Source organism: Serratia sp. JUb9, from assembly GCF_014298095.1.
GTDB lineage: Bacteria > Pseudomonadota > Gammaproteobacteria > Enterobacterales > Enterobacteriaceae > Serratia_B > Serratia_B rhizosphaerae.
The window spans coordinates 2670439-2696488 of the sequence record NZ_CP060416.1; the positions used below are offsets into that span (position 1 = coordinate 2670439).

At 57.6% G+C, this 26050-nt stretch carries 23 protein-coding genes and 1 pseudogene; 13 read left to right on the top strand and 11 right to left on the bottom strand.

Annotation, left to right across the window (positions count from 1 at the left end):
- Positions 1-114 precede the first annotated feature (114 nt).
- Positions 115-1023, bottom strand: a complete 909-nt coding sequence (locus HF675_RS12635; protein WP_187043131.1) for an alpha/beta fold hydrolase — start codon at positions 1021-1023, stop codon at positions 115-117.
- A gap of 163 nt (positions 1024-1186) precedes the next feature.
- Here HF675_RS12635 and asr point away from each other — a divergent pair, with 163 nt between their 5' ends.
- The 3 genes from asr to HF675_RS12650 all read left to right on the top strand — a co-directional run bounded on the left by asr (position 1187) and on the right by HF675_RS12650 (position 2555).
- Positions 1187-1450: an acid resistance repetitive basic protein Asr gene (gene asr / locus HF675_RS12640; RefSeq protein ID WP_105231072.1), complete on the top strand. Its 264-nt coding sequence runs from the start codon at positions 1187-1189 to the stop codon at positions 1448-1450.
- Positions 1451-1479: 29 nt separating this feature from the next.
- The gene (locus tag HF675_RS12645; protein ID WP_187043132.1) at positions 1480-1617 is read left to right on the top strand and encodes a hypothetical protein; all 138 of its coding nucleotides are present in this window, start codon (positions 1480-1482) and stop codon (positions 1615-1617) included.
- 125 nt (positions 1618-1742) lie between these two features.
- Complete coding sequence (locus HF675_RS12650) at positions 1743-2555, top strand: serine protease (RefSeq protein WP_105231071.1); 813 nt, start codon at positions 1743-1745, stop codon at positions 2553-2555.
- Positions 2556-2591: 36 nt separating this feature from the next.
- On the opposite strand, the gene hrpA is transcribed toward HF675_RS12650, so the two are convergent.
- Complete coding sequence (hrpA, locus tag HF675_RS12655; protein WP_187043133.1) at positions 2592-6479, bottom strand: ATP-dependent RNA helicase HrpA; 3888 nt, start codon at positions 6477-6479, stop codon at positions 2592-2594.
- A gap of 305 nt (positions 6480-6784) precedes the next feature.
- Here hrpA and HF675_RS12660 point away from each other — a divergent pair, with 305 nt between their 5' ends.
- Complete coding sequence (locus HF675_RS12660; RefSeq protein ID WP_105231069.1) at positions 6785-7390, top strand: FMN-dependent NADH-azoreductase; 606 nt, start codon at positions 6785-6787, stop codon at positions 7388-7390.
- A 56-nt stretch (positions 7391-7446) separates the two neighbouring features.
- Here HF675_RS12660 and HF675_RS12665 read toward each other — a convergent pair whose 3' ends face one another.
- From HF675_RS12665 to HF675_RS12675, 3 genes are read right to left on the bottom strand one after another with little or no spacing between them, the layout of a single operon-like run.
- On the bottom strand, positions 7447-7770 hold the full coding sequence (locus tag HF675_RS12665; RefSeq protein WP_105231068.1) for a YdbL family protein: 324 nt from the start codon (positions 7768-7770) through the stop codon (positions 7447-7449).
- Positions 7771-7781: 11 nt separating this feature from the next.
- Positions 7782-7979: a YnbE family lipoprotein gene (locus tag HF675_RS12670; protein WP_105231067.1), complete on the bottom strand. Its 198-nt coding sequence runs from the start codon at positions 7977-7979 to the stop codon at positions 7782-7784.
- Positions 7976-10588, bottom strand: coding sequence for a YdbH family protein (locus HF675_RS12675; protein ID WP_187043134.1), 2613 nt, complete (start codon positions 10586-10588; stop codon positions 7976-7978). Before HF675_RS12675 ends, HF675_RS12670 begins: the two co-directional genes overlap by 4 nt.
- Positions 10589-11035: 447 nt before the next feature.
- Between HF675_RS12675 and HF675_RS12680 the strand changes: the two genes are divergently transcribed.
- Positions 11036-12028 carry a 2-hydroxyacid dehydrogenase gene (locus tag HF675_RS12680; RefSeq protein ID WP_105231065.1) on the top strand — a complete coding sequence of 331 codons (993 nt, stop codon included), beginning with the start codon at positions 11036-11038 and terminating at the stop codon, positions 12026-12028.
- Positions 12029-12061: 33 nt separating this feature from the next.
- A complete protein-coding gene (gene hslJ, locus HF675_RS12685) occupies positions 12062-12493 on the top strand; it encodes a heat shock protein HslJ (RefSeq protein WP_105231064.1) in 432 nt (143 codons plus the stop codon).
- Positions 12494-12520: 27 nt separating this feature from the next.
- Here the strand turns inward: hslJ and HF675_RS12690 are convergent, their stop codons facing one another.
- A complete protein-coding gene (locus tag HF675_RS12690) occupies positions 12521-12781 on the bottom strand; it encodes a DUF333 domain-containing protein (RefSeq protein ID WP_187044735.1) in 261 nt (86 codons plus the stop codon).
- A gap of 527 nt (positions 12782-13308) precedes the next feature.
- Positions 13309-13641: a multidrug efflux SMR transporter gene (locus HF675_RS12695; protein WP_105231063.1), complete on the bottom strand. Its 333-nt coding sequence runs from the start codon at positions 13639-13641 to the stop codon at positions 13309-13311.
- 275 nt (positions 13642-13916) lie between these two features.
- Between HF675_RS12695 and nifJ the strand changes: the two genes are divergently transcribed.
- From nifJ to HF675_RS12715, 5 genes and pseudogenes are all read left to right on the top strand, one after another.
- Entirely contained in the window at positions 13917-17450 is a 3534-nt protein-coding gene (nifJ, locus tag HF675_RS12700; RefSeq protein ID WP_187043135.1) for a pyruvate:ferredoxin (flavodoxin) oxidoreductase, read from the top strand.
- 385 nt (positions 17451-17835) lie between these two features.
- Complete coding sequence (locus HF675_RS12705; RefSeq protein ID WP_370569814.1) at positions 17836-18174, top strand: DUF2778 domain-containing protein; 339 nt, start codon at positions 17836-17838, stop codon at positions 18172-18174.
- A 407-nt stretch (positions 18175-18581) separates the two neighbouring features.
- A pseudogene (locus HF675_RS23815) lies at positions 18582-18791 on the top strand (site-specific integrase); the annotation flags it as partial.
- Positions 18792-18954: 163 nt separating this feature from the next.
- Positions 18955-19893 (top strand): tRNA 2-thiocytidine(32) synthetase TtcA, encoded by a 939-nt coding sequence (gene ttcA, locus HF675_RS12710; protein ID WP_105231060.1) that lies wholly within the window; start codon positions 18955-18957, stop codon positions 19891-19893.
- Between the two features lie 148 nt (positions 19894-20041).
- A complete protein-coding gene (locus tag HF675_RS12715; protein WP_105231059.1) occupies positions 20042-20440 on the top strand; it encodes a VOC family protein in 399 nt (132 codons plus the stop codon).
- Here the strand turns inward: HF675_RS12715 and HF675_RS12720 are convergent, their stop codons facing one another.
- Both HF675_RS12720 and zntB read right to left on the bottom strand, forming a co-directional pair.
- On the bottom strand, positions 20441-20602 hold the full coding sequence (locus HF675_RS12720) for a hypothetical protein (RefSeq protein ID WP_172606280.1): 162 nt from the start codon (positions 20600-20602) through the stop codon (positions 20441-20443).
- A gap of 94 nt (positions 20603-20696) precedes the next feature.
- A complete protein-coding gene (zntB, locus tag HF675_RS12725) occupies positions 20697-21680 on the bottom strand; it encodes a zinc transporter ZntB (RefSeq protein ID WP_105231058.1) in 984 nt (327 codons plus the stop codon).
- Positions 21681-21938: 258 nt separating this feature from the next.
- On the opposite strand from zntB, the gene HF675_RS12730 reads away from it, so the two are divergent.
- On the top strand, positions 21939-22187 hold the full coding sequence (locus HF675_RS12730; RefSeq protein ID WP_105231057.1) for a hypothetical protein: 249 nt from the start codon (positions 21939-21941) through the stop codon (positions 22185-22187).
- Between the two features lie 39 nt (positions 22188-22226).
- On the opposite strand, the gene HF675_RS12735 is transcribed toward HF675_RS12730, so the two are convergent.
- Positions 22227-23159 carry a LysR family transcriptional regulator gene (locus HF675_RS12735; RefSeq protein ID WP_111737138.1) on the bottom strand — a complete coding sequence of 311 codons (933 nt, stop codon included), beginning with the start codon at positions 23157-23159 and terminating at the stop codon, positions 22227-22229.
- A 134-nt stretch (positions 23160-23293) separates the two neighbouring features.
- Between HF675_RS12735 and HF675_RS12740 the strand changes: the two genes are divergently transcribed.
- The gene (locus HF675_RS12740; RefSeq protein ID WP_187043136.1) at positions 23294-24223 is read left to right on the top strand and encodes an aromatic alcohol reductase; all 930 of its coding nucleotides are present in this window, start codon (positions 23294-23296) and stop codon (positions 24221-24223) included.
- Between the two features lie 65 nt (positions 24224-24288).
- On the opposite strand, the gene HF675_RS12745 is transcribed toward HF675_RS12740, so the two are convergent.
- Positions 24289-25920: an ABC transporter substrate-binding protein gene (locus HF675_RS12745; RefSeq protein ID WP_255427280.1), complete on the bottom strand. Its 1632-nt coding sequence runs from the start codon at positions 25918-25920 to the stop codon at positions 24289-24291.
- Positions 25921-26050 lie beyond the last annotated feature (130 nt).

Below are 26050 nucleotides of genomic sequence, written 5' to 3' on the forward strand. Positions count from 1 at the left end.
ACCGATTACGCGGCGGCCGCAGAGTGCCGCCCTGTTGCACTCTATATGTATGTTGTAACTAAAATGAGAGGGACACACCGGCAAATGTGATAAGGCAATGCATTTCCCCATCGGTCAGTGCGGCGCCATATGCTGCGCAATCAGCGTCGCCAGTGGTAAACGCAAAGGTTGCGGCAGGTCATGCCCCATATCCGGCACAATATGCAGCCTGGCATGGGGAACCGCCCGTGCCACGGCAGCTCCCCCGGCCTTGCGCACCATACGGTCGGCACTGCCGTGGATCACCAGCGTCGGCGCCTGAATGTTCCGGCTGTAACGCCGCAGATCGCCGCTGCCCAGTAAGGCGGAAAACTGACGCTGCAGCCCTTCGCTGCCGCCGTCGCGCTGCAATAGCCGGCTGACCAGCGCATCCAGCTCCGCTTCCTGCATCGGGTAACGTTTACTGGCCAGAAGACGCAAACGAGTTTTACAGTAATGGTGCTGCTGTGCGCGCGACGCCTTAACGGGAAACGGCCGCAGCAGCTGGAATAACAGCGACGGCGCCGGCGGCGGCAACAGCGGTTGATTGGTGCTGGAAAACAGCACGATCAGGCTGCGCACTCGCTGCGGATACTCCGCCGCCAACACCTGGGCAATCATGCCGCCCATTGAGCCGCCCAACACATGCGCCTGCCGAATGTGCAGATGATCCAGAAGCTGAACGGCATCGGCCGCCATATCCGCCAGCGTATAAGGTACCGCACTTTGCCAGCCAAGCTGGGCGCGCAGTATCAGCAGCCACAGCGGCTGCCGGCGATGCCCGTGGGTTTTGCCGGACAGGCCGGCATCGCGGTTGTCAAAGCGAATCACCCGGTAACCCTGTTCAACCAGCGCCCGGCAAAACTCATCCGGCCACAGCAGCATCTGTGCGCCAATGCCCATTATCAGCAATAAGGGCGGCGCGCTTTCGTCACCCCAGTCTTCATACGCAATCGGTATGTCGCCGTTTGGCGCAACCCCGCTCCGCACCGCAATCTGCTGCATAAACAACCTCTTAATCTCCGCCTCGCTGAGGCCAGTGTAGCATGTACATGCCGTTACACGCCGAAACCAATCATGCACGGAAAGCCAGCGGCGCTTTCCCTATGCTGTTATCCACGGCCCCGCAGTGGGGTTAAGACACGAAAAATCACTTGAGGAACCGACAATGAAAAAAACATTAGCTCTGGTTGTTGCCGCTGCAATGGGCCTGTCCAGCGTCGCATTTGCCGCCGATGCCGCCACCGCAGCCCCGGCTAACAGCACCCACGTCAGCCACCATCACGCCAAGGCCAAAAAAACCGTGGCGCAGAAAGCGCAGGCCGCTAAAAAACAGGTGAAATCCGCCCACAAAAAAGCGCCGGTGCAGAAAGCCCAGGCGGCGAAAAAAACGCACAAGCACGCCAAACAACAGAAAAAAGCGGCGCACTGATCTGCCGGGGCACTCCGCCCTGACCACGTATGACGTTCATCCAAACACCCGGCCTGCCGGGTGTTTTTTATCGGAGGCTGTCATCTATGCTGCGCCGTTATCTGTTCGAAATCGTACTGGCCGTACTGATCCTCTGCGGCCTGATCGCCGCGGCGTTTTATCTCTGAGCATTGGCGTCCATGCACGCAGAATTTATTGAAAAATCAATCAACGAACGTTTCAACACGTCAATTTCCGTCTATAGTAGACATTCAGTGAGTTTATGGATTACCCCGTATCAGGCAAGAGATCTATGCGCATATCCGCTTTGCTGTTGTTGTGCTCATTTCCACTGATTAGCGCCGGCCCGGCCCGGGCCGACGGTCCCTCCCATGCGGAGAAAACCCGCCTGTTTTTTGGTAAAGACGACCGGATAAAAGTGAGTGAAACCCGCGGCTGGCCCTGGCAGGCTATCGGCCAGATCGAGACCGTCAGCGGCAATTTATGCACCGCCACCCTGATTTCACCACATCTGGCGCTGACCGCCGGCCACTGCGTGCTGGCACCGCCCGGCGTGCTGGATAAAGCGGTAGCGCTGCGTTTTATCGCCCAGTCCAAAGGCTGGGCTTACCAAACGGATAATATTGAAACGCTGGTTGATCGGAAGCTGGGGAAGAAACTGAAACCGGACGGCGACGGCTGGATCGTGCCGCCGGGCGCGGCGGCCTATGACTTTGCGCTGATACGGCTCAAGGATGCGACGCCGCTGCCGCTACGGCCGCTGCCGCTGTGGCAAGGCGATACGCCGACCCTGACGCAGGCGATGAAACAGGCCAGAAGGCTGATTACCCAGGCCGGCTACCCCGAGGACCATCTGGACAGTCTGTACAGTCATCAGAACTGCACGGTGACCGGCTGGGCGCAGCAAGGCGTGCTGTCGCATCAGTGCGATACCCTGCCCGGCGACAGCGGTTCACCGCTGCTGCTGAAAACGGCAGACGGCTGGCGCCTGATCGCCATTCAAAGCTCCGCGCCGGCGGCCAAAGACCGCTACCGTGCCGACAACCGGGCGCTGGCGGTCACCGCTATTTATGCCCAGTTGCAGGCACTTGAACAGCAAGAATAGCGCGAGCCGGCGTGGAAGACAGACCCGCGCCAGGCGTTAAGCCGACAGCTGCTCAATAGTCTGCAGAATACGTTTATCAGACACCGGATACGGCGTACCCAACTGCTGGGCGAACAGGCTGACGCGCAACTCCTCGATCATCCAGCGCACCTCCTTCACCTCCGGCTCTTCCCGGCGCTTTGGCGGCAGCTTGTTCAGCCACTGCTGCCACGCCTGCTGAATCTGCTCCACCCGCAGCATCTGGGCGCGGTCACGGTGCGGGTCGATCGCCAGCTTCTCCAGACGACGTTCAATCGCCTGCAGATAACGCAGCGTATCCGGCAGACGCTTCCAGCCGTTGTTGGTGACAAAACCGCGGTACACCAGCCCGGCCAGCTGCGCCTTGATATCCGACAGCGCAAGCGCCAGCGACATATCCACCCGTCCTTTCAGGCGTTTGTTGATGTTAAACACCGCGGTCAGGATCTGTTCGACCTGCTGCGCCACCTCCACCACGGTGTCGTTCAGCTCGGCACGGATACGCTCCTGCAGCTTGGCGAACGCCTGCTCCTGCCACACCGGACCGCCATACTCGGCAATCAGCTTGTCAATACCGCAGGAGATGCAGTCATCAATCAGATCCAGCACCTTGCCGTACGGGTTGAAGTACAGTCCCAGCTTGGCCTTGTTCGGCAGTTTTTCATGCAGATACTTGATCGGCGACGGAATATTCAGCAGCAGCAGGCGGCGCGTGCCTTGCCACATCGCCTGCTGCTGCTCCTGCTCGCTGTCGAACAGGCGGATCGCCACGCTGTCTTTTTCATCGACCAGTGCCGGGTAAGCCTTCACCGAGTAACCGCCGCGTTTTTGCTCGTAGAACGCCGGCAGTTCACCGAAGCTCCAGATATGCAGATCGCTCTGCTCCAGTCCGTCATCGGCCACCGCCGACAGCGTTTCCTGCACTTTCTCTTTCAGCTGCAGCTTAAGCGCCGTCAGGTCTTTCCCTTCGCGCAGGGTCTTGTGCTTGTCGCCCACCACACGGAAGGTCATTTTTAGATGATCGGGCACCTGTTCCCACTGCCAGTCATCACGTGACACCGTCACGCCAGTCATGCGGCGCAGCTCGCGCTCCAGCGCATCCAGCAGCGGCATCTCCAGCGGCGTCACCCGCCCCAGGAAGGCTTCAGCATAGTTCGGCGCCGGTACAAAATTGCGCCGTACCGGTTTCGGCAGCGATTTGATCAGGGCAATCACCAGTTCACGGCGGATTCCCGGGATCTGCCACTCGAAACCGGCTTCTTCAACCTGATTAAGCAACGGCAGCGGAATATGCACCGTCACGCCGTCGGCGTCGGTGCCCGGCTCAAACTGATAGCTCAGCCGCAGTTTCAGGTTGTCCTGATGCCAGTAATTCGGGTAATCCAGCGCGCTGATTTTATTCGCCCCCTCTTTGATCAGCATCGCTTTCTCAAAGTTGAGCAGATCCGGCTGCTGCTTCGCCGCCTGTTTCCACCAGTTATCAAAGTGGCGCGCCGAGACGATGTCGGCCGGAATGCGGCGATCGTAGAAGCTGAACAGCGTTTCATCATCCACCAGGATGTCGCGCCGGCGCGATTTGTGTTCCAGCTCTTCAACCTCTGCCCGCAGCTTCAGGTTGGCGCTGAAGAACGCATGGCGCGTCTGCCAGTCGCCCTCCACCAGCGCATGGCGGATAAACAGTTCCCGGCACAGCAGCGGATCGATATTGCTGTAATTGACCTGGCGCGCCGCCACAATCGGCAGGCCGAACAGCGTTACCTTCTCGCAGGCCATCACCGCACCCTGCGATTTCGACCAGTGCGGCTCGCTGTAGTGCTGCTTCACCAGATGCTGCGCCAGCGGCTCAATCCACTCCGGCTCGATACGCGCCGCAATGCGCCCCCACAGCTTGCTGGTTTCCACCAGTTCCGCCACCATCACCCACTTCGGCGGCTTTTTAAACAGGCCGGAACCGGGGAAGATGGAGAAACGCGCGTTGCGCGCGCCGGTAAACTCCTGCTTATCCGTGTCTTTCTGGCCGATATGCGACAGCAGCCCCGTCAGCAGCGCCGTATGTACGCTGCGTAAATCTGACGGCTCGCTGTTGATCGGCAGCCCCAGCTCCTTCACCACCTGGCGCAGCTGGGTGTAGATATCCTGCCATTCGCGCACCCGCAGATAGTTGAGGAAATCGGTGCGGCACAGGCGGCGGAACTGGCTGGAAGAGAGCGCCTTCTGCTGCTCTTTCAGGTAATCCCACAGGTTGACGAAGGTCAGGAAGTCGGAATCTTTGTCGGCGAAGCGGCGGTGCTTCTCATCGGAGGCCTGCTGTTTATCCAGCGGCCGCTCGCGCGGATCCTGGATCGACAGCGCCGCAGTGATGATCATCACTTCGCGCACGCTGCCACTGTTGCTGGCTTCCAGCACCATGCGCGCCAGACGGGGATCGATCGGCAATTGCGCCAGCTGCCGGCCGCGCGCGGTCAGCTGATAGTGACCGTTCGGCGCACTGTTAATCGCCCCCAGCTCTTCCAGCAGGCGCACGCCGTCCTGCACGTTGCGCTTATCCGGTGCTTCCACAAACGGGAAGGCGGCGATATCGCCCAGCCCCAGCGAGGTCATCTGCAGAATGACCGACGCCAGGTTGGTGCGCAGAATTTCCGGGTCTGTAAACTCCGGCCGCGACAGGAAATCCTGCTCCGAATACAGACGGATGCAGATGCCTTCCGATACGCGGCCGCAGCGCCCTTTACGCTGGTTGGCCGACGCCTGGGACACCGGCTCAATCGGCAGGCGCTGCACTTTGGTGCGGAAGCTGTAGCGGCTGATGCGCGCGGTGCCGGGATCGATAACGTATTTAATTCCCGGCACCGTCAGCGAGGTTTCCGCCACGTTGGTCGCCAGCACGATGCGTCGCCCATGGTGCGACTGGAATACCCGGTTCTGTTCACTGTTTGACAGCCGTGCATACAGCGGCAGCACCTCGGTATGCGGCAGGTTCAGCTTGTTCAGCGCGTCGGCGGTATCGCGGATTTCACGTTCGCCGCTCATAAAGATCAGGATATCCCCCGGCCCTTCGCGTCCCAGTTCGTCCACTGCGTCAAAGATGGCCTGCAGCTGATCGCGTTCACCGTCGTCGGCGTCATCCACCACCGGACGGTAGCGCACTTCCACCGGATAGGTGCGGCCGGAAACCTCAATGATCGGCGCATTATTGAAGTGGCGCGAGAAGCGCTGCGGGTCGATAGTGGCGGAGGTGATGATCACCTTAAGATCCGGACGCTTCGGCAACAGCTCGCGCAGATAGCCAAGAATAAAGTCGATGTTCAGGCTGCGTTCGTGCGCCTCATCGATAATCAGCGTGTCGTACTGCATCAGCAGGCGGTCCTGCTGGATTTCCGCCAGCAGAATACCGTCGGTCATCAGTTTGACCAGCGACTGTTCGCCGACCTGATCGTTAAAGCGCACCTTATACCCGACGCTGCCGCCGAGCGGCGTGTCCAGCTCATCGGCAATGCGGTTGGCGACGGTGCGTGCCGCCAGACGGCGCGGCTGGGTATGGCCGATCAGCCCTTTCACCCCGCGCCCCAGCTCCAGGCAGATTTTCGGCAGCTGAGTGGTTTTCCCCGAGCCGGTTTCACCGGCGACGATCACCACCTGATGGTCGCGAATCGCCTCCAGAATCGCCTGCTTCTTCTGACTGACCGGCAGCCCCTGCGGATAGCTGATGGCCGGACAAGACGCGGCGCGCGACTGCACTTTCTGCAACGCCACCGCCATGTCGCCGGCGATTTCATCGGCGACCGCCTGCTGTGCATCGGAATTTTTGATTTTGCGCGCACCATGCAGCCGGCGCTGCAGGCGCTGTTGATCACGGAGCATCAGCTCGCCCAGTTGGGAAGATAATGCCGCGAGCGGAGATTTCACGTTTGGTATTCCTTGTTTCCGCGCTGCGCAACGGCTGGTCGGCAACGCCATTTAAATAAGTTCAGCATCACAACGCTGTTAGCCCGACAGAGTAACACAAGGCGTTTTTTCTCCATAACCCCTCTGTTTCCGCAGGCAATTGTCTTTCAATAAAATCGAACAAAGGTCTCGAAATATTCCGCTATCCCTGTAGGCAAAAGCCAAATAGAGTGTAATCCATGCGAGGGGCGCTAAGTCCTGCAGTTCCCCATCCTCACCCAACGGCCTTAACACGGCGGGTATTACGATTACGTAAGGAATTTACGATGAGCAAATTACTGGTTCTGAAATCGAGCATCCTGGCAAACTACTCACAGTCTAACCAACTGAGCGACTTCTTCGTTGAGCAGTGGAGCAAAAACCACGGCGGCGACACCATCACCGTACGTGACCTGGCGGCTAACCCGGTGCCGGTGCTGGATGGCGAACTGGTCGGCGCCATGCGCCCTTCCGACGCGCCGCTGACCCCGCGTCAGCAAGAAGCGCTGGCGCTGTCCGATGAGCTGATCGCCGAGCTGCAGGCCAACGACACCATCGTCATCGCCGCGCCGATGTACAACTTCAATATTTCAACCCAGTTGAAAAACTACTTCGACCTGATTGCCCGCGCCGGCGTGACCTTCCGCTACACCGAAAACGGTCCGGAAGGCCTGGTGAAAGGCAAACGTGCGATTATCCTGACCAGCCGCGGCGGCGTTCACAAAGGTACGCCAACCGACCTGGTTGAACCTTACCTGCGCCTGTTCCTGGGCTTCATCGGCATCACCGACGTGGAATTCGTGTTTGTCGAAGGCGTGGCCTATGGCCCGGACGTTGCCGGCAAAGCGCAAGATGACGCCAAAGCTGTGCTGACTCAGGTGCTCACCGCCTGATAAACCGTCGAGGGCGCCGCGTGCGCCCTCAACGATTTCCCTGCCTGTTATTTCTGTTATTTCTTCAGCCACTGGCCGTTAATGCCGCGCACGTATTCCCCCGACGGCGCACGCGCCACCAGCTTCTGCCCGGTCATGCGCGCCACATCGTCCAGCGCAATATGGTTGCCCTCGGCAATCTTCTGATACTGTTCCGTTCGACCATCGTTGATGCGTTTCACCAGCGCCAGCGTATCGTTATCCTGTTTCAGCGGTGCGACATAGCCGCTCAGCGTTTCGCCGACGCGCCCCTGCTGTTTCGCCTCGTCCAGCGTCAACGCCATCACGCTGCCGCTCAGCAGCCAGCCGGCGCCAATCAGCCATAAATATCGCTTTTTCATTTACCCCACTCCTAGAACAGATCGCTGCGGTTTTTCAGCATATTTTCAACGTCTTTATCCACTTTGATATGGATTTCATGTTCGATCTTGACGTTCATATTGATGGTGATCGGCTCTTTCGGCGTCGCCACCTCAATACGCGGCACGCAACCGCTGAGCAGCACGCTGCCGACAACGGCCGCCAGAGCCGGCCCGGTGATGATCTTCATGGTTGTTCCCCTGGTTGTGCGAGGGCCTGTTCCAGCCACTCCTGCAGGTTGTCGCCAAAGCGCAGGCTGCGCCACAGCTGAAACACGTTTTCCTGATGGCTATAGTTCAAAATAACCTCTCGTTTGGCGTTTTTCTGCGGGTTAACCCCGTCGATTCTGGCCGTTAACGTCAGTACGCCCAGGTTGTCGAGATCGACCCTGGCCTGTGAGCGATGAATTTCCATATAGCGCAGCCAGTCGATGGCCGCGCCGGTCGCCATATTGTTGCTGGCGATGGCGTCGGCCATATCCTTATCCAGCCGCAGCGTCAGCAGGCCGGCGTTGGCGATCCAGCCGTTGCGCACCAGCCATTGCGAGTTATTCAGGTACAGCGGCAGCTCGCCGTTCACTCGGCCGGACATGGCGAACTGTTTCGGCTTCAGCGCGGTAAACAGCGCGCTGAGGTCGACGCGATCCAGCTTCAGCACCGCAGCGTCATGCTGCGGCAGGCGCAGCGCCGACAGGCCGATGTGGCCGTTCAGCATATCCACGCCGACATTGCTCAGCGTCAGCGGCTGGCGTTCACTGTAGGGGTAGTAACCCTGCAGATTCGCGGTGATGTTCTGCATCTCAAACAGGTTACTCAGCGATTTAATGCGCAGCGTCACCGGCTGCTTGGCACCCAGCAGCCACTGGTGGTTCTGCAGCCGGTAAGACATGACGAAATCCAGACCGCTCATTTCGCCGTCCTTCATCCACATGCCGCCGTTTTTCACCACCCAGTGGCCGCCGGCGGCGAAGCCCTGTTCACGCGCGGCGGAGAATGCCGCCTGGGCGTAAAACTCGCCGTCGCGCAGCGTAATATTCAGATCCGGCGCCAACAACGGCTGGAACACCGCCAGGCGCTGCTTCGGCCACCAGCCTTCCCCGCGCAGGCGCTCACCGTCCCAGCGGCCGCGCAGCGCAATCGGCCCGATATCCTGCGCCTGCAACTTACCCTGCCACTGGAAGTTCTGCGGATCGCGCCCCTGCAGCCGCAGCGCCAGCGTCGACGCCGGCAGATGACCGCCGCCGTTGAAACTGACCTTATCCGCCACCAGCTGCAGTTCACCGTTCAGCGACGGGAGTGCGTCATCGCGCTGCCAGCGCAGCGGCTTGTTCAGCGTCAGGCGCGGCGCGGCCACCGTGACCATGCCATATTTCAGCCGATCAAAGCCGGTGGAGAGGCGATCGAGCGTCAGGAGGCTGTCCTGCCAGTCGCCGCTGCCCGCCACGTCCCACTTCGCCTGTAGCGGCGGCAGCTGGCCGTTGCCCCAATAGCGCCACTGCCAGCGCCCTTTGTCCGGCCAGAAATCTTGCGCCAGACCGTCCAGATGCAGTCTGAAACGTCCCCAATAGCTGTCGCTGGCGCGAATAATCGACTGCAGACGGCCAGTAATGCCATTGGCGGTGACTTTTACCCCGGCCAGCGGCAGACGCGCCTCTTCCAGCTTCATTTCCGGCGAGGCGTTGCCCCAGGCGCGCAGCAGCGAACCGGGCCGCAGCTCCAGCGTCGGGTTGAGAATAGAACCGCTGACCACGCCGGGAATCGACGCCGTCAGGGAAAAATCGGCCAGGTTGGCCTGCCCGGTCAGTTGGAAGTCGAGATTGCTGCGCGTCAGGCCAACGCTGCCCGGCCCCAGCGTCAACACCGCATTGCCCTTGCCGTTGTGCCCGGCGGTGATCACATTCAGCCGAGCGCTGATTTGCGTTTCATCCAGTCCTTTGCTCCAGTCATGCAGCGCAATGTTGACGCCGCCGCTTAGCGGCTGGTCAATATACGGCCAGCGCCATTCGCCTTTGTCGATGCGGATTTGCTGCGGCGTGACCGACCAGGGCAAGGTTGCCAGCGGTTGCTTATCGCCTTTTTCCGTCAGCGTCACCACCCCTTGCCCCTGATGCCAGTTAATGTCCATCAGCAGCGGCTGCTGCAGGTAGGCGGTTTGCACCTCGCCCCGCAGTTTGCCCTGCGGCGGCAGAGCGGCGAAATCGCGCGCTATGGTGATATCGCCGCTGAACCGCAGCGGATGCGGGCTATTGGGCGGCAGTACATTCAGCGAAGAGATTGCCAGCTGCTGCCGGTTATTCAGCAGCGCTTCCGCCTTGAGATTTTTACCCTGATAAAACAGCCGTTGGCCCGCAGCGGTATTATGCAGCTGCAGTTTGCCGGCATAGTGCTGCCAGGGCAGGATAGAGAGTTGGTTGATGCTCAGATCGAGCGTCGGCAACTGGCGCTGCAGCGCATCCAGGGTCAGCGGCGCGCCGTCGTCTTCGCCGGCGGGCAACTGGCTCAGGCAGGCGCTGTCAACGCTGAGTTTGTCGCTGTCCAGCAGCCAGCGACCGCCGCGATAATGCAGACGCGTCGCGCCCAAATCGGCCAGCAGGCACTGCTGCACTTTATATTGCGCCCCCGGCAACGATAGGCCACCGTTTTGCCAGCGCAGCGGCCCCTGCAGCGTCAGTTGGCTGCCTGCCGGTAGCCAGTACGCCGCCACGCGCGGCAGCCAGCGCGGCACCGTTTGCCACAGCACCAACAGCAGGATCAGGATAGCCACCACAATCCCTATGAATATTCTCAATCGTTTAGCCATTAAATGATTGCTTCATTCCTAGATAAGCATGCCCGCAGTTGCATTAAGTCTATGCCGGAAAGGGGAATTATGATGGCATGATTTTAGACCAGGGTGAAGTTAGATAGGACACGGGAAGCCCCTTTCTGCCATTTTCACCGATCTTTATCCGTCATTTGTCGATTTTGCTTACATATTAGCCGCCTGGCGCACGGCGCATTTCAGACTTTTGTTATTGTCGTTGCTGCTGATGATTAATAGTCTGGCAATGATTCTAATAAGTAAGTTGTATACCCACCGTATCCTAGCGTGATGGTATATATGAAGAAGCCATTTCCCCACCATGAATGTGGGGATTTTTTTGCCCGCGCCGTCCCCTATCCCCACCTGGTCCATAATGGCTAACTAATTGTCAAAATTGGCAAAAAACACTAAACTAGCCATAATATTCTCGGTGGAGAAACCACAATGAAACTGGCGATATACAGCACAAAACAGTATGACCGCAAATACCTTGAGTTGGTAAATCAGCAGTTTGGTTACGAACTTGAGTTTTTTGATTTTCTGCTCAGTAAGAAAACGGCCAAAACCGCAATCGGCTGCAAGGCGGTGTGTATTTTCGTCAACGATGACGGCAGCCGCGAAGTGCTGGAAGAGCTGGCGGCGTTAGGCGTAGAGATTCTGGCGCTGCGCTGCGCCGGTTTTAACAATGTCGACCTGGCCGCCGCACAGCAGCTCGGCATCAAGGTGGTGCGCGTACCGGCCTATTCGCCGGAAGCGGTGGCGGAACACGCCGTCGGTCTGATGATGAGCCTGAACCGTCGCATCCATCGCGCCTACCAGCGCACCCGCGACGCCAACTTCTCCCTGGAAGGACTGATCGGCTTTAATATGCATAACCGTACCGCCGGGGTGATCGGCACCGGTAAAATCGGCGTGGCTACCATGCGTATTCTGAAAGGCTTCGGCATGAAGCTGCTGGCCTACGACCCTTACCCCAGCGCACAGGCGCTGGAACTGGGCGCGGAATACGTCGATCTGCCGACGCTGTACGCCCAATCGGACGTTATCACTTTGCACTGCCCGCTGACGCCGGAAAATCATCACCTGCTGGACGCGCAGGCCTTTGCCATGATGAAAGACGGCGTGATGATCATCAATACCAGCCGCGGTGGCCTGGTTGATTCCGCCGCCGCCATCGACGCGCTCAAACAGCAGAAAATCGGTGCGCTCGGCATGGACGTGTATGAAAACGAACGCGATCTGTTCTTTGAGGACAAATCCAACGACGTGATTCAGGATGATATCTTCCGCCGGCTGTCGGCCTGCCATAATGTGCTGTTTACCGGCCACCAGGCCTTCCTGACGGAAGAGGCGTTGACCAGCATTTCTGAAACCACACTGCAGAATATCGATCAGCTGACGCGCGGCGAACCCTGCGCCAACCAGCTGCATGGCTGAAACACAGGGAACAACAACCTCAGGAGAGCAACAATGAAATCATGGATCCCGCTGGCGCTGGCCAGTACGCTGCTGGCCGGCTGCGCCGGCGGTACGCCTGCCGGCAAGCCGGTACAGGAAAGCGATCTGCTGCATCACAACTTTGTGCTGCAGAGCGTGGACGGCGTCGCCGCCAATGCACAACAGGGGCGCGGGCCAAGCATTGAATTCGGCGAGAAGATGCATATCTCCGGTTCAATGTGCAACCGCTTCTTCGGCAACGGCCAGTTGGACAACGGCGTGCTGACGGTTAAAAACCTGGCCTCGACGCGAATGATGTGTGCCGACCCGCTGCGTAACCAGTGGGATCAGGTCATCGGCAGCGTGCTGAATAACGGCGCGCGCGTCACGCTGGATGCCCAGCAGCTGACACTGAGCGACGGTAAACACACGCTGGTCTATACCCTGAAAGACTGGGTGCAATAAGCCCGCATTATCCTCCGGGGGCGGCGTTTAGCCAGCGCTGGCGCAGGCCCCCTGACCTAATGCCCACTCCTCGCACTGCTTGCCGTCCGGCATCTGACACATTCTGACCGCCTCGCCATTCAGCGTATGGGCAATGGTGGTGGTGCCGCCGACGTTGGCGCAGTGTGCGCTGGTCGGTAAGTGGTCAATTCTGGCGCTGGTGCCCTGCTGCTGCGGTTCATCATTATTGCTGCTGCACGCGGCCAGCAGCAAAACGGCGCCGGTCAGCGACCATTTGTGTATTTGCATTGCCATTGTTTTTCTCCTGAACCTGATTATATAAAAAATAACAACGCCTCTTGATGGGCATATGATCGTGCAATTAATACAAACCTGTACCCGAAATAATTCAAGTTGCAGGAAGGCAGCAAGAGAAGTAACCCTGATAAACTTACTCGGTAAGTGATTCGGGTGACTGAACGCGGCCAACACACCTGTAACTTGGAGTATGACGGGTGTATTTAATTTAGCCTGTTCGTTTAATAATGAGAATACATCGCCGCCATTATTTTGCGCTTTTTTGCGCCAGCCGAAACTTTATCACTGTCAGACACTCCTTATCACCATCGGTCGCACGCAGAATTACGGCGCAAACGGCCGTCGGCGCGTGCTGGGCAGCAGCACGGCACGCCGCATTTTCTGCCACGTTGAAAGTGCGGCTCAGCGCGTATGCTATAGGCGCTAAGAGATTAGCATTCCACTATTTTTCAGTTAATTAACTGAGCTCTTCACCCCGCATGATTAACGTCATGCGGGCTTTTTTATTCATCGTAATATTAGTGAGCGCTGGTTTTTGACAATAGGTTAATCACCAATACTCCGGCGACGATTAATCCCATGCCGATAATTGCCGGCCAGTCGAGTTTCTGGTTATAAATAAATACCGCAGCGATAGACACCAAAACGACGCCCATGCCGGACCAGATCGCATACACAATGCCCAGCGGCATGCTTTTCACCACCATCGACAGGCCCCAAAAGGCCACGCCATAGCCCAGCACCACCACCAGCGAGGGCCACAGGCGGGTGAACCCTTCCGACGCCTTCAGCATGGTGGTGGCAACCACCTCGGCGATAATCGCCATGGTTAAATACATTAATCCCGTCATTTGTCCCGCTCTCTGTTAATAGCCAACGCCGCCATGATGGCAATAAAGCGCTAAATTATGGTTAAACCGCACCGCCACCGCCAGCGGATAATGCGATTTCCTTGCGACATATCAGGTTACAACGTTCCGACGCTGAAACCGCGCTCTGCACACAAACGTGATAAAGAACGCGATTTTCCCTCTGCTAGACTTTATTTAACGCTGTTTTTTTCACCCGGCTCCAGGGCATTTTTTTCCGCATGGCGCAACGCCATGGCTGAAATAAGGTACTTTCCATGATTACGACAGATGGCAACCATGCCGTTGCGTCGGTGGCTTACCGCACCAGCGAAGTCATCGCAATTTATCCTATTACGCCCAGCTCCACCATGGCCGAGCACGCGGACGCCTGGTCCGGTGACGGCCGCCAGAATATTTGGGGGGATACACCACGGGTGGTAGAAATGCAGTCGGAAGGCGGCGCGATCGCCACCGTGCACGGCGCCCTGCAGACCGGCGCGCTGTCGACATCGTTTACCTCCTCGCAGGGATTATTATTGATGATCCCGACGCTGTATAAACTGGCCGGCGAACTGACGCCGTTTGTGCTGCACGTCGCCGCGCGTACGGTGGCCACCCATGCCCTGTCGATCTTCGGCGACCATTCGGACGTGATGGCGGTACGCCAGACCGGCTGCGCCATGCTGTGCGCCAGCAATGTGCAGGAGGCGCAGGATTTTGCCTTAATCTCGCAGACGGCAACCCTCAACAGCCGTATTCCGTTTATTCATTTCTTCGACGGCTTCCGCACCTCGCACGAGATCAACAAAATCGTGCCGCTCAGCGACGATACCCTGCGGCAGATGATGCCGCAGGCGGCGATCGCCGCCCACCGCGCCCGGGCGCTGTCGCCGGAACGCCCGGTGGTACGCGGCACCTCCGCCAATCCGGATACTTACTTCCAGTCCCGCGAGGCCGCCAACCCGTGGTACGCGCAAACCTATCGCCACGTCAGCGAGGCGATGACGCAGTTCGCCGCGCTGACCGGTCGGCAGTATCAGCCGTTTGAATACTACGGCCACCCCGATGCGCAGCGGGTGGTGATACTGATGGGGTCGGCAATCGGCACCTGTGAAGAAGTGATTGATGCGCTGCTGGCGCGCGGTGAAAAGGTCGGTATGGTGAAGGTGCGTCTGTTCCGCCCGTTCTCGGCGGCCCACCTGCTGGAGACGCTGCCGGCCAGCGTGCGGAAAATCGCCGTGCTGGACCGCACCAAAGAACCGGGTGCGCCGGCCGAACCGCTGTATCTGGATGTGATGAGCGCGCTGGCCGAAGCCTTCAGCCGCGGTGAGCGCGATACCCTGCCGCTGACGATCGGCGGCCGCTACGGCCTGTCATCCAAAGAGTTCGGCCCCGACTGTGCGCTGGCGGTGTTTGCCGAACTGGAACAGGAACGGCCACGCCCGCGTTTCACCGTCGGCATCTTTGATGACGTCAGCGGGCTGTCGCTGCCGCTGCATGATAATCCGCTCCCCTCTCACGCCACGCTGGAGGCGCTGTTTTACGGCCTCGGCAGTGACGGCTCCGTCTCAGCGACCAAGAACAATATCAAAATCATCGGCAACGGAACGCCGCTGTTTGCCCAGGGCTACTTTGTCTACGATTCGAAAAAGGCCGGCGGCCTGACGGTGTCGCACCTGCGCGTCAGCGAACGGCCGATCAATTCCGCCTATCTGGTCAGCCGCGCCGATTTTATCGGCTGCCACCAGGCGCAGTTTATCGATAAATACCAGATGGTCGAACGTCTGAAAGACGGCGGGATTTTTCTGCTCAATACCCCTTACGGCGCTGACGAAGTGTGGGACCGGCTGCCGCAGGAAGTGCAGGCGCTGCTTCAGCAACGCCAGGCGCGCTTCTATATTATCAACGCGGCCAAACTGGCGCGCGAATGCCAGCTTGGCGCGCGCATCAACACCGTGATGCAGATGGCATTTTTCCATCTCACGCAGGTTCTGCCGGATGACGTCGCTCTGCAACAGCTGCAGGACGCCATTGCCCGCAGCTACAGCAGCAAAGGCCAGGAGATCGTCGAGCGCAACTGGCAGGCGCTGGGGGCAACGCGCCAGGCGCTGACCGCCATTCCGCTGCGCTCCGTCAACCCCGCCAGCCCGCAACGCCCGCCGGTGGTGGCCGACGCCGCGCCGGACTTCGTCAAAACCGTCACGGCGGCGATGCTGGCCGGGCTGGGAGATGCACTGCCGGTCTCCGCCTTCCCGCCGGACGGCACCTGGCCGGTGGGCACCACGCAGTGGGAAAAACGCAATATCGCCGAAGAGGTGCCGATCTGGCGGCCGGATCTCTGTACCCAGTGCAACCACTGCGTCGCCGCCTGCCCGCACTCGGCCATTCGCGCCAAAGTCGTGCCGCCGGCGGCCATGGAGCACGCGCCGGCCAGCCTGCAGTCGCTGGATGTCAAAGCGCGCGATATGCGCGGGCAGAAATACGTGCTGCAGGTGGCGCCGGAAGACTGCACCGGCTGTAACCTGTGCGTGGAAGTCTGCCCGGCCAAAGATCGCCAGCAGCCGGAGATCAAGGCGATCAATATGGCCTCGCGCCTGGAACATCTGGCGGAAGAGAAAGCCCATTACGACTTCTTCCTGCAGCTGCCGGAAATCGATCCGGCGCAGCTTGAACGCATCGATATCCGCACCTCACAGCTGATTACGCCGCTGTTCGAATACTCCGGCGCCTGTTCCGGCTGCGGCGAAACGCCTTATATCAAGCTGCTGACCCAGCTATACGGCGATCGATTGCTGATCGCCAACGCCACCGGCTGTTCGTCCATCTACGGCGGCAACCTGCCCACCACGCCGTACACCACCAATGCCGCCGGCCGCGGCCCTGCCTGGGCCAATTCACTGTTCGAGGACAACGCCGAATTTGGACTGGGCTTCCGCCTGACGGTCGATCAGCATCGGCAGCGCGCCTTGCGTCTGCTGGCGTCGCAGGCCGATCGTCTGCCGGCGGAGCTGGTCAACGGGCTGCGGATGGATGACATCGCACCCGCCCTGCGGCTGAAGCAAATCGCCGAGCTGCGCACCCAGCTGGCGCAGTTCGATGACGGTAACGCCCGCCAGCTGGCCGACGATGCCGATCATCTGCTGGATAAATCCATCTGGCTGATCGGCGGCGACGGCTGGGCCTATGATATCGGTTTTGGCGGGCTGGACCACGTGCTGAGCCTGACGGAGAACGTCAACGTGCTGGTGCTGGATACCCAGTGTTACTCCAACACCGGCGGCCAGCAGTCGAAGGCCACGCCGCTTGGCGCGGTGACCAAATTCGGCGAACACGGTAAACGCAAGGCGCGTAAGGACCTCGGCGTCAGCATGATGATGTACGGCCACGTGTATGTGGCGCAGATTTCGTTAGGTGCGCAGCTGAATCAGACGGTAAAAGCGATTCAGGAGGCGGAAGCCTACCCCGGCCCGTCGCTGATTATCGCCTACAGCCCGTGTGAAGAGCACGGCTACGATCTGGCGCTGAGTCACGACCAGATGAAACAGCTGACCGCCAGCGGTTTCTGGCCGCTGTACCGCTTCGATCCGCGCCGCACGCAGGAAGGCAAAGCGGCGCTGGCGCTGGATTCACGGCCGCCGAACAGCGATCTTGCCGCCACCTTGCTGAAGGAGCAGCGTTTCCGCCGCCTGAACAGCCTGCAGCCTGAGGTCGCCAGCGCGTTGTATCAGGAGGCCGCGCAGGAGTTGCAGCAGAAATACGACTTCCTCAGTCTGCTGGCCGGCAAGGCGGAAAAATCGGCCAACGAGTAAATCCTACCGGGCGCGCTGAATGCGCGCCCGTCATTTGGGGTAGTGACATCAATTCTCAACGCTTGCATAAAACAACATAGACGTCCCAGGCTATTTTACTGCCTTTTTCCCCTTTTAGTTCGACACGTTCCTTTATTCCCTTTACACATCCAATAAAAAAATAAGAAAAAGTCCTGTTTTTCATAAAAACATGCGGGGATGTTTTAAAAAAAATCCATTCATTTATGTTTGTTTCGGTGTAAAAATAGCGTTTATTGATATGAATCAAGGATAGAAAATATGGCACTATATGGAAAATTTATAATTAACGATGCGGACTATTCTCCGTTAACGATTTATGGCATCCTCTGGAAAAGGCGCGTACAGGAATGTTCCAGGATGCGGCATGGTTCCCAATGCAGGCCCGATCCCCGCTGGCAAATACTGGATAGTTGACAGGCCGTCAGGTGGCAGCATGTGGCACGTTAAAACATTTGCCTATGATGCATGGAACAGATTTGCACGGAATATACCAACGCCCAGCAGGGACTGGTTTGGGCTATATCGAGACGATGGAGCGATAGACGACTATACATGGATAAATGGAGTAAGGCGCGGGAATTTCAGATTGCACCCCGGTGCAGTTTCCCTCGGCTATATTACACTAAAACACCATTCCGGTTTTGCCGTAATACGCAATGCGCTACTAAGAACGAGAGGAGCAAAATTAAAAAGGAAACATTAAATCATACGGGGTTATAGACGTGATAAGCAATGGCGAATGTGGGGTTAGTCATGGTGACGTGGTTTAAGATATTAGCAAAGACAGCGTTATTCATCGCGCTACTGATAACTTTGGGCTTGGTGCTACCTTACGAATACATTTATGAATGGCTAATTATAAATATGACGGAAGGCACGGCCGCTCGAATATCTGATTTTTTTGGCGGATACCCGGAACCGCTTTATTACACTTACACGTTAATATGCTTCCCGATAAATTTAATGCTATCCATTATTGCATACAAGATAATTATAATAGCATTTAATCGGATGGATAAAGGCCGGTAGTTCCGGCCTTTTTTTATCAGTACACTTTCCAGGCAGAGGACGCCAGCGGATCGTTACCCTACTCGCGCCAGCAATAGAGGCACCGGCCTGCACCGTAAAGTGGTGATTATTTTTCACCATCGCGAATATGGACGTAGCGAAAAACAGCGTCTGCGGTTTGTATTCATGCCACGAATGGCAAAAGGAAAGCAGGCACCTCACTATGCGCTATTCTCGATCGGGGCGCGATGGGATGCCGCAGTAAAACGTGCTGGCATTCGTCGCCGTAATCCGTACCATACTCGCCAAACTGCACCTATGCCGTGAGCCGTGTTGATCGCGCTGCGGTCAGGATGCCACTGCATGTAGCACCGTGGGCGCGGATGGATTTTTCCTATCCGCCCGTTGAATGGTAAACTGGCCGCTAACGGCGCCATGTCCATAGTGCACCCCAATGAGAACGAGCACGATTTAAATGTCAGAAAAACAAACAGTGAGCCAGAAAGAACAGTACAACCTCAATAAGCTGCAAAAGCGCCTGCGCCGCAACGTAGGCGAGGCCATCGCCGATTTCAATATGATTGAGGAAGGCGACCGCATCATGGTGTGTCTGTCCGGCGGCAAAGACAGCTACACCATGTTGGAAATTCTGCGCAACCTGCAGCAGAGCGCGCCGGTTAACTTCTCGCTGATAGCGGTCAACCTGGACCAAAAGCAGCCGGGCTTCCCGGAACACATCCTGCCGGCCTATCTGGACGGACTGGGAGTGGACTATCAGATCGTAGAAGAAAATACCTACGGCATCGTTAAAGAGAAAATTCCAGAAGGCAAAACCACCTGCTCACTGTGCTCGCGCCTGCGCCGCGGCATTCTCTACCGCACCGCCAGCGAACTGGGTGCCACCAAAATCGCGCTGGGCCACCACCGCGACGATATTCTGCAGACGCTGTTCCTCAATATGTTCTACGGCGGCAAGATGAAAGGCATGCCGCCCAAGCTGATGAGCGACGACGGCAAACACGTGGTGATCCGTCCGCTGGCCTACTGCCGTGAGAAAGATATCGAGCGCTTTGCCCAGGCGAAAGCCTTCCCGATCATTCCCTGCAACCTGTGCGGTTCACAGCCGAACCTGCAGCGCCAGGTGATCGGCGATATGCTGCGCGACTGGGATAAACGCTACCCCGGCCGTATTGAAACCATGTTCAGCGCAATGCAAAACGTGGTGCCTTCGCACCTGTGTGATACCGAACTGTTTGACTTCAAAGGCATTCAGCACGGCGACGAAGTGGTAAACGGCGGCGATCTGGCGTTCGATCGCGAAGAGCTGCCGCTGCAGCCGGCCGGCTGGCAAGCCGCAGAGGCTGACGAGATCGTCGCCGCACCTGAACGGCTGAACGTATTGGAAATCAAGTAAGTCTACACGCCATCCACCCTGCGGCGGATGGCGTTTTCCCCCGCCGAGCTTTACGATCCCGCTCACATTTGACGCTAAAAAACCGCCTGTCGTCATCGGCTTTGCTCTATACTGTTTTTTCATACAGTAATATGGAGTTTACTTACCGATGAATATCACCCCTTGTCTGTCCCACGTCTCCATCGGAACCAACCATTTCGACCAGGCGGCGGATTTTTACGATCGGGTACTGTCCGCCTTGGGCTGTCGCCGCGTGCTGGAGCACCATGGCGCCATCGGTTATGGCCGCGACTACCCCGAATTCTGGCTGCAAACCCCGCTCGACGGCAAACTCGCCAGCATCGGCAACGGCGTCCATATCGGTTTTTTCGCCACCAGCAAACAGCAGGTTGATGAATTCTATCGTCAGGCGCTGCAGGCCGGCGCAACGGATGAGGGCGCTCCAGGCTCCAGGCCGCACTACGGCGAGCAATATTACGGCTGTTTTGTCCGCGATCTGGACGGGCATAAAATTGAAGCCAGCTTCTGGGATGAAGCGGCGGCCTAGTTAGGTATCGTGGTCAACAGCAGCCTGACCGCGCGGAAAAAAGACGAAAAAAATGCCGGTGATAACACCGGCATCGTGTGAATCAAATTTGCTATGCAGTAATTCTAAAAATAAGAAAGTAAGACAATTATGGAGCGCAACGCCCATCGCTTGACGTTGCATTCACCTGCGGGAAGAATAATGCCGCATTCTCCGACGGCAAATGTTGATTTCGCGCAACTTTAATCAGGTTTTGCCGTATTTTCTTCTCCGATGACTACAGCCAGCGGCGACGTTTCAGCCACCAGGCTACGCCCGCTCCCAACGCCACCAAAAGCAGGCAAAACAGCGCAAAGCCGAAGGGTTTGTCACCGCCGGGAATACCGCCCAGGTTGACGCCGAACAGCCCCGTCAGGAAGGTGGCTGGCAGAAACACCATCGCCAGCAGCGACATCGTGTAGGTACGCCGGTTCATGGCATCCGCCATCACGGTGGTGATTTCATCGGCGAGTATCGCCGTACGCGCGATGCTGCCGTCCAGATCGTCCAGACCGCGCCCCAGTCGGTCGGCAATATCCTGCATACGCCGGCGGTCGTCATCGCTCATCCAGCTCAGGCGGTCGCTGGCCAGGCGAGAAAAGACATCCCGCTGCGGCGCCATATAGCGGCGCAACACAATCAGCTGCTTGCGAATCAGCGCCAACTGGCCGCGTTCGGGGACCTGCTGATCCAGCAGCGCATCTTCCAGATCGATAATTTTATCGTGCAACTCCTCGATAAACTCGCTGGCATGGTCGGTCAGCGCATCGCTGATTTCCACCAGCCAGTTGCCACAGTCGGTCGGCCCCACGCCGTTTTGCAGTTCGTTGACCACCTCATCAATGGAATACACTTTACGGTGACGCGTGGAGACAATCATCTTATCGGTGATAAACACGCGAAAAGTCACCAGCTGGTCAGGACGGGAATTAACATTAAAGTTGATGCCGCGCAGCGTAATCATCGTGCCGTCCCCCTGCCGCGTCACCCGCGGCCGGGAGCTGTCGCCGGCCAGCGCATCGCGTACAGAATCCGGCAGCAGCGGCGTTTCGCTCAGCCATTGCAAACTTGCCGGATGAGCATAATCCAGATGCAGCCAGCAAGGCTGCTGACTGGTGATGCTATCCTGCGGGCCAATCGGCGTTACGCCGCCCTTGCCATCCAGCCGAAACGCATACACCGCATCGGCAATTTGTAGCTGGCTGCCGTCAATGACGTCCATTTGCCACCCTCTTATTTTTATTCATTAGCGCAAAGTTTAGTCTTTATGCTTTTTAAATCAAAGAAGAAGCCGGTAAGCAGCGGTGTCAAAAGCGGGCAAAAAAGCCGCACCTCAGCGGGTAATTATTGCCCTTTATGATTCATTAACATTTCCACATCTTTTTTAATTCCAAACAACAATAAAAAATAAACAAAAGTAGGTTTACCTCAATTTTCATCGGCATATACTTGCGTCTACCTACGAGGAGGTAGTGTAGTTATGTTAAGAGACCATTTAAAAATAGATGAAAGCCATACGCTGGAGAAGGTTAATCACATCCAGCTGCGTCACCAAGGTCAGGAAGAGATTAGCGAATTTATCGTTAAGGACGCCGGCGGAAACCCCATCGGCAAGGTTTCCGTGTATGACCACCTGAGTACCCGCCGTTCCTACCCAACCTCCTACCGTGTGACTCAGACCGACATGGCTGGCCGCGTTGTCGTTGATACCCTGAGAGAAGTTCTTTAACGCCGTCAGCTGAGGACCGTGTGAGAACAAAAAAACCCGCTATTTCAGCGGGTTTTCTGTTTCCGCCATGCAACAATCGTTCGCTGAACTCAGCACTCCCTGACTCCATGCGTAAAAAGCGCGCACTGCGGGAGGAAGGTATCTGTTCTGCGGATACACCAAGGATAAGGGTAAATCAAAAGCGTCGTCGTGCAGGCACGCAATAAGCGCTCCGCTACGCAAATAGGGAGTAGCCAGATAGCTGGCCACGCGAATTAACCCCAGCCCCTGTACGCCGGCCTGTATGTAGGCATCCGTATCGTCTACCACCAGCGTTTCCGGCATACGGATCGCCCGCACGGCGGTATCATGCGCAAAAAACCACTCTGTCGTGCGCCCGGTCCGGTGGTTAAGGTATCCCACCGCGCGATGGCCGTTCAGATCGTCCAGACACTTCGGTTCGCCATAGGTATCAAGGTATTGTGGTGCTGCCAGCACCACCCATTTAAAATTCGCCAGCGGACGGGCCACCAGCGTGGTGGAGTCCTCAATTCTGCCCGCCCGGATCGCACAGTCGTAGCCCTCCCGTATGAGGTCCTCCACATGATCGCTTGAGCAAAGCATTAGCTCCAGCTCGGGATAATGCTGCAAGAACGTCTGAATTTTGGGGATGATGCAGTGCCGGGCCAGGGATTGCGGCATACCGACTTTAAAGCGCCCTTTGGGTTGGCCAGATTTACCGGGGAATGAGGACTCCATGGCGGCAATATCAGCAAGCAGCCTTTTACATTCCGTGTAGTATCCCTCTCCGTCGGACGTCACGCTGAGCTTGCGTGTGGTTCGCTGTAACAACTGCAGCCCAAGGTAAGCTTCCAGTTCCTTAATCACCCGGGATACCGTTGAGCGCGGCATCCCCAGCACTTCCGCCGCCTTGGCAAAACTCTGTGTCTCAACGACATGCGCATATACCCGCATTGATTCCAGTCTATCCACCTTCTCCCCCTGAATGCGCACCCTGATTATCCCATATTAACGAACAGTCTAACCTACACCCGCTGACTTATCGAATGTAGCTCTCCACCGTAAACTTGCCCCACATTCCATCAACACCAGCAGTGAGGTGCAAAATGCAACAACATGACGTGAACGCAGATAAACGAGTATTGGTGCTGGGAGCGGGACAACTGGGAGATGCGGTACTGGATGCGCTGCTGCCGGCGGTCACACAGCGCAACGGGGCTGTTTCCGTCATTGTTTCGCCCGCTTCCCGCGATAAACACGGTAAACTGCAGTCGGCAACGCATCAAAAACATGCTGATGCCGGCGCAACCTTTATCGGCGTAGACCTGGCCGCCTGTTCGGCTGAACAGTTAAGCAGGATATTTAAGCCGTTTGATACCGTTATTAACTGTATGGGGTTCGTTGCCGGGGCCGGTACGCAGCTCAAGATCACGCGCGCGGTGTTGCATGCCGGGGTGCGGCGATACTTCCCCTGGCAATTCGGCGTTAATTACGATGTGGTCGGTAAAGGAAGCGGCCAGCCCGTCTGGGATGAACAGTATGATGTCCGGACGCTATTACGGGCGCAGAGCACCACGGAGTGGGTGATTATTTCAACCGGCATATTCACCAGCTTCCTCTTCGAACCGGCATTCGACGTCGTCAATTTATCGGCCAACACCATCAACGCGCTGGGAGGATGGGACACTCAGGTCACCGTCACCTCGCCGGCCGATATCGGCCGACTGACCAGCGCCATCTATTTACATCAGCCGCGGATCGTCAACGACGTCATCTTTGTCGCGGGGGAAACAACATCATACCGGCAACTGGCCTCAACGATTGAACACGTTACGCAACGGCGCTTTACCAAAAACGTGCTCACCCTGCCGGCGCTGCTGGAGGCCCTGCGTTTACGCCCGGATGACCAGATGCTGCGCTATCGCGCCGCGTTTGCCCGGGGTGACGGCATGTGGTGGCCAATGCGCGACACCTACAATGCGCAAAATGCGATTCAGACCCAGGATATTGCCTCCTGGCTTACGGCATCTATTTAGCCTCCGACAAGAAACGGCCGGCGCGTAACCACGCACCGGCCGCTTTGTTGAGGAAACAACACCCGTCAATGCTTGACGATATACATCGTCTGGCTATAGGCCACGTCTTCCGGGTTGGTAATCGGATAACCTTTTACCCAGGGTTTGATCAGGCGGCCATTGGTGTACTGATAAATCGGCGCGATCGGCGCCTGATCGGCCAGGATCTGCTCCGCCTTGTTGTAGTCGGCGTTCAGCGCCGCCGGGCTGGTGCGCCGGCTGGCTTCCGCCAGCACGCGGTCATAGTCTGCGTTGCGGAACTTGGCGATATTGCCGGCATGCGAAGAACCCAGCAGCGACAGGAAGGTGGACGCCTCATTGTAATCCCCCACCCAGGAGGCGCGGATCACGTCGAAGTTGCCGGTATTACGGCTGTCGATATAGGTTTTCCACTCCTGATTCTGCAGCTTAACATTCACCCCCAGCTTTTTCTTCCACATCGAGGCCACGGCAATGGCGATCTTCTGATGGCTTTCCGAGGTGTTATACAGCAGCGTCAATTTCAGCGGGTTATCCGGGCCATAGCCGGCAGACTGGATCAGCGCCTTGGCCTGCGCATCCAGCTCCGCCTGCGACTGCTGCTGCAGCAGGCTATCTTTGGCTTTGAAGCCGGCGGTCACGTCCGGCGTAAAGTGGTATGCCGGCTTTTCACCGGTGCCCAGCACTTTTTCAGCGATAATCTTGCGATCGATGGCGTAAGACAGCGCCTTACGCACCCGCACATCGTTGGTTGGCGCGCGCTGGGTGTTAAACGCATAGTAATAGGTGCCCAACTGATCGGGGGTATAGACCTGATCCGGAATATCCTTCAGCAGTTTGCGGTACATATTTTTCGGGAAGGATTCGGTGATATCGATATCCCCCGCCAGATAGCGTTTGGTGGCGTTGGATTCCTGATTGATCGGCACAAACGTCACCTTGGTCAGCACGGTGTGTTTATGATCCCAATAGTGTTCATTCGGCACCAGCACCAGCTTCTCATTCACCACCCGCTGCTGCAGTTTAAAGGCGCCGTTGCCGACCAGGTTGCCTACCTTGGTCCAGTCGCTGCCGTATTTCTCCACCACCGCTTTCGGCGCCGGGAACAGGCTGAAGTTGGCGGTCAGGCTGACAAAGTACGGCACCGGCTTATTCAGCTGTACCTTCAGGGTATGGGCGTCCACCGCCGTCACCCCCAGCTTTTCGGCAGGCAGCTTACCGGCGATGATCGCCTCGGCGTTCTGGATCCCCGCCAGCTGGGCAAACCAGGCAAAAGGCGACAGGCTTTTCGGGTCCACCAGCCGCTGCCAGCTGTAGACGAAATCGTTCGCCGTGACAGGGTCACCGTTTGACCAGCGTGCGTCTTTGCGCAGGGTAAAGAGGAAGGTCTGGTTATCCGACGTCTGCCAACGGCTGGCGACGCCGGGGATAATATTGCCCTGCGCATCCTGATTCACCAACCCTTCAAACAGATCGCGCGCTACCTGCGCCTCCGGCAGGCCAACCGCTTTAATCGGATCGAGCGACGCGGGCTCATCTTTAATATGGCGCACGATTTCCTGCTTATCGGCCAGGGCCGTACCGGCCGGCACCTGCGCCGCACTGACACCAAAGCTCAGGCAGACGGCCACTGCACAGCCTGCCAAACGGAAACCCCGTTGAATTTTTTTTCTCGCCATCGTTATTATCCCGCGTTAACCATCTGAATTTTTTATCATATACCCAAAAGCGCCGCGGCGCATCATGGCGGCGGCGGCCCTGCGGGAAAAACAACGCCGGCGGTGTGAAAATGCGATAACGGCCGCGCTT

Bases quoted from the DNA above. Each gene is read 5' to 3' on its own strand.
- HF675_RS12635 (WP_187043131.1), bottom strand. From the start codon at position 1,023: ATGCAGCAGATTGCGGTGCGGAGCGGGGTTGCGCCAAACGGCGACATA.
- asr (WP_105231072.1), top strand. From the start codon at position 1,187: ATGAAAAAAACATTAGCTCTGGTTGTTGCCGCTGCAATGGGCCTGTCC.
- HF675_RS12645 (WP_187043132.1), top strand. From the start codon at position 1,480: ATGACGTTCATCCAAACACCCGGCCTGCCGGGTGTTTTTTATCGGAGG.
- HF675_RS12650 (WP_105231071.1), top strand. From the start codon at position 1,743: ATGCGCATATCCGCTTTGCTGTTGTTGTGCTCATTTCCACTGATTAGC.
- HF675_RS12660 (WP_105231069.1), top strand. From the start codon at position 6,785: ATGAGCAAATTACTGGTTCTGAAATCGAGCATCCTGGCAAACTACTCA.
- HF675_RS12665 (WP_105231068.1), bottom strand. From the start codon at position 7,770: ATGAAAAAGCGATATTTATGGCTGATTGGCGCCGGCTGGCTGCTGAGC.
- HF675_RS12670 (WP_105231067.1), bottom strand. From the start codon at position 7,979: ATGAAGATCATCACCGGGCCGGCTCTGGCGGCCGTTGTCGGCAGCGTG.
- HF675_RS12675 (WP_187043134.1), bottom strand. From the start codon at position 10,588: ATGGCTAAACGATTGAGAATATTCATAGGGATTGTGGTGGCTATCCTG.
- HF675_RS12680 (WP_105231065.1), top strand. From the start codon at position 11,036: ATGAAACTGGCGATATACAGCACAAAACAGTATGACCGCAAATACCTT.
- hslJ (WP_105231064.1), top strand. From the start codon at position 12,062: ATGAAATCATGGATCCCGCTGGCGCTGGCCAGTACGCTGCTGGCCGGC.
- HF675_RS12690 (WP_187044735.1), bottom strand. From the start codon at position 12,781: ATGCAAATACACAAATGGTCGCTGACCGGCGCCGTTTTGCTGCTGGCC.
- HF675_RS12695 (WP_105231063.1), bottom strand. From the start codon at position 13,641: ATGACGGGATTAATGTATTTAACCATGGCGATTATCGCCGAGGTGGTT.
- nifJ (WP_187043135.1), top strand. From the start codon at position 13,917: ATGATTACGACAGATGGCAACCATGCCGTTGCGTCGGTGGCTTACCGC.
- HF675_RS12705 (WP_370569814.1), top strand. From the start codon at position 17,836: ATGGTTCCCAATGCAGGCCCGATCCCCGCTGGCAAATACTGGATAGTT.
- ttcA (WP_105231060.1), top strand. From the start codon at position 18,955: ATGTCAGAAAAACAAACAGTGAGCCAGAAAGAACAGTACAACCTCAAT.
- HF675_RS12715 (WP_105231059.1), top strand. From the start codon at position 20,042: ATGAATATCACCCCTTGTCTGTCCCACGTCTCCATCGGAACCAACCAT.
- HF675_RS12720 (WP_172606280.1), bottom strand. From the start codon at position 20,602: ATGCAACGTCAAGCGATGGGCGTTGCGCTCCATAATTGTCTTACTTTC.
- zntB (WP_105231058.1), bottom strand. From the start codon at position 21,680: ATGGACGTCATTGACGGCAGCCAGCTACAAATTGCCGATGCGGTGTAT.
- HF675_RS12730 (WP_105231057.1), top strand. From the start codon at position 21,939: ATGTTAAGAGACCATTTAAAAATAGATGAAAGCCATACGCTGGAGAAG.
- HF675_RS12740 (WP_187043136.1), top strand. From the start codon at position 23,294: ATGCAACAACATGACGTGAACGCAGATAAACGAGTATTGGTGCTGGGA.
- HF675_RS12745 (WP_255427280.1), bottom strand. From the start codon at position 25,920: ATGGCGAGAAAAAAAATTCAACGGGGTTTCCGTTTGGCAGGCTGTGCA.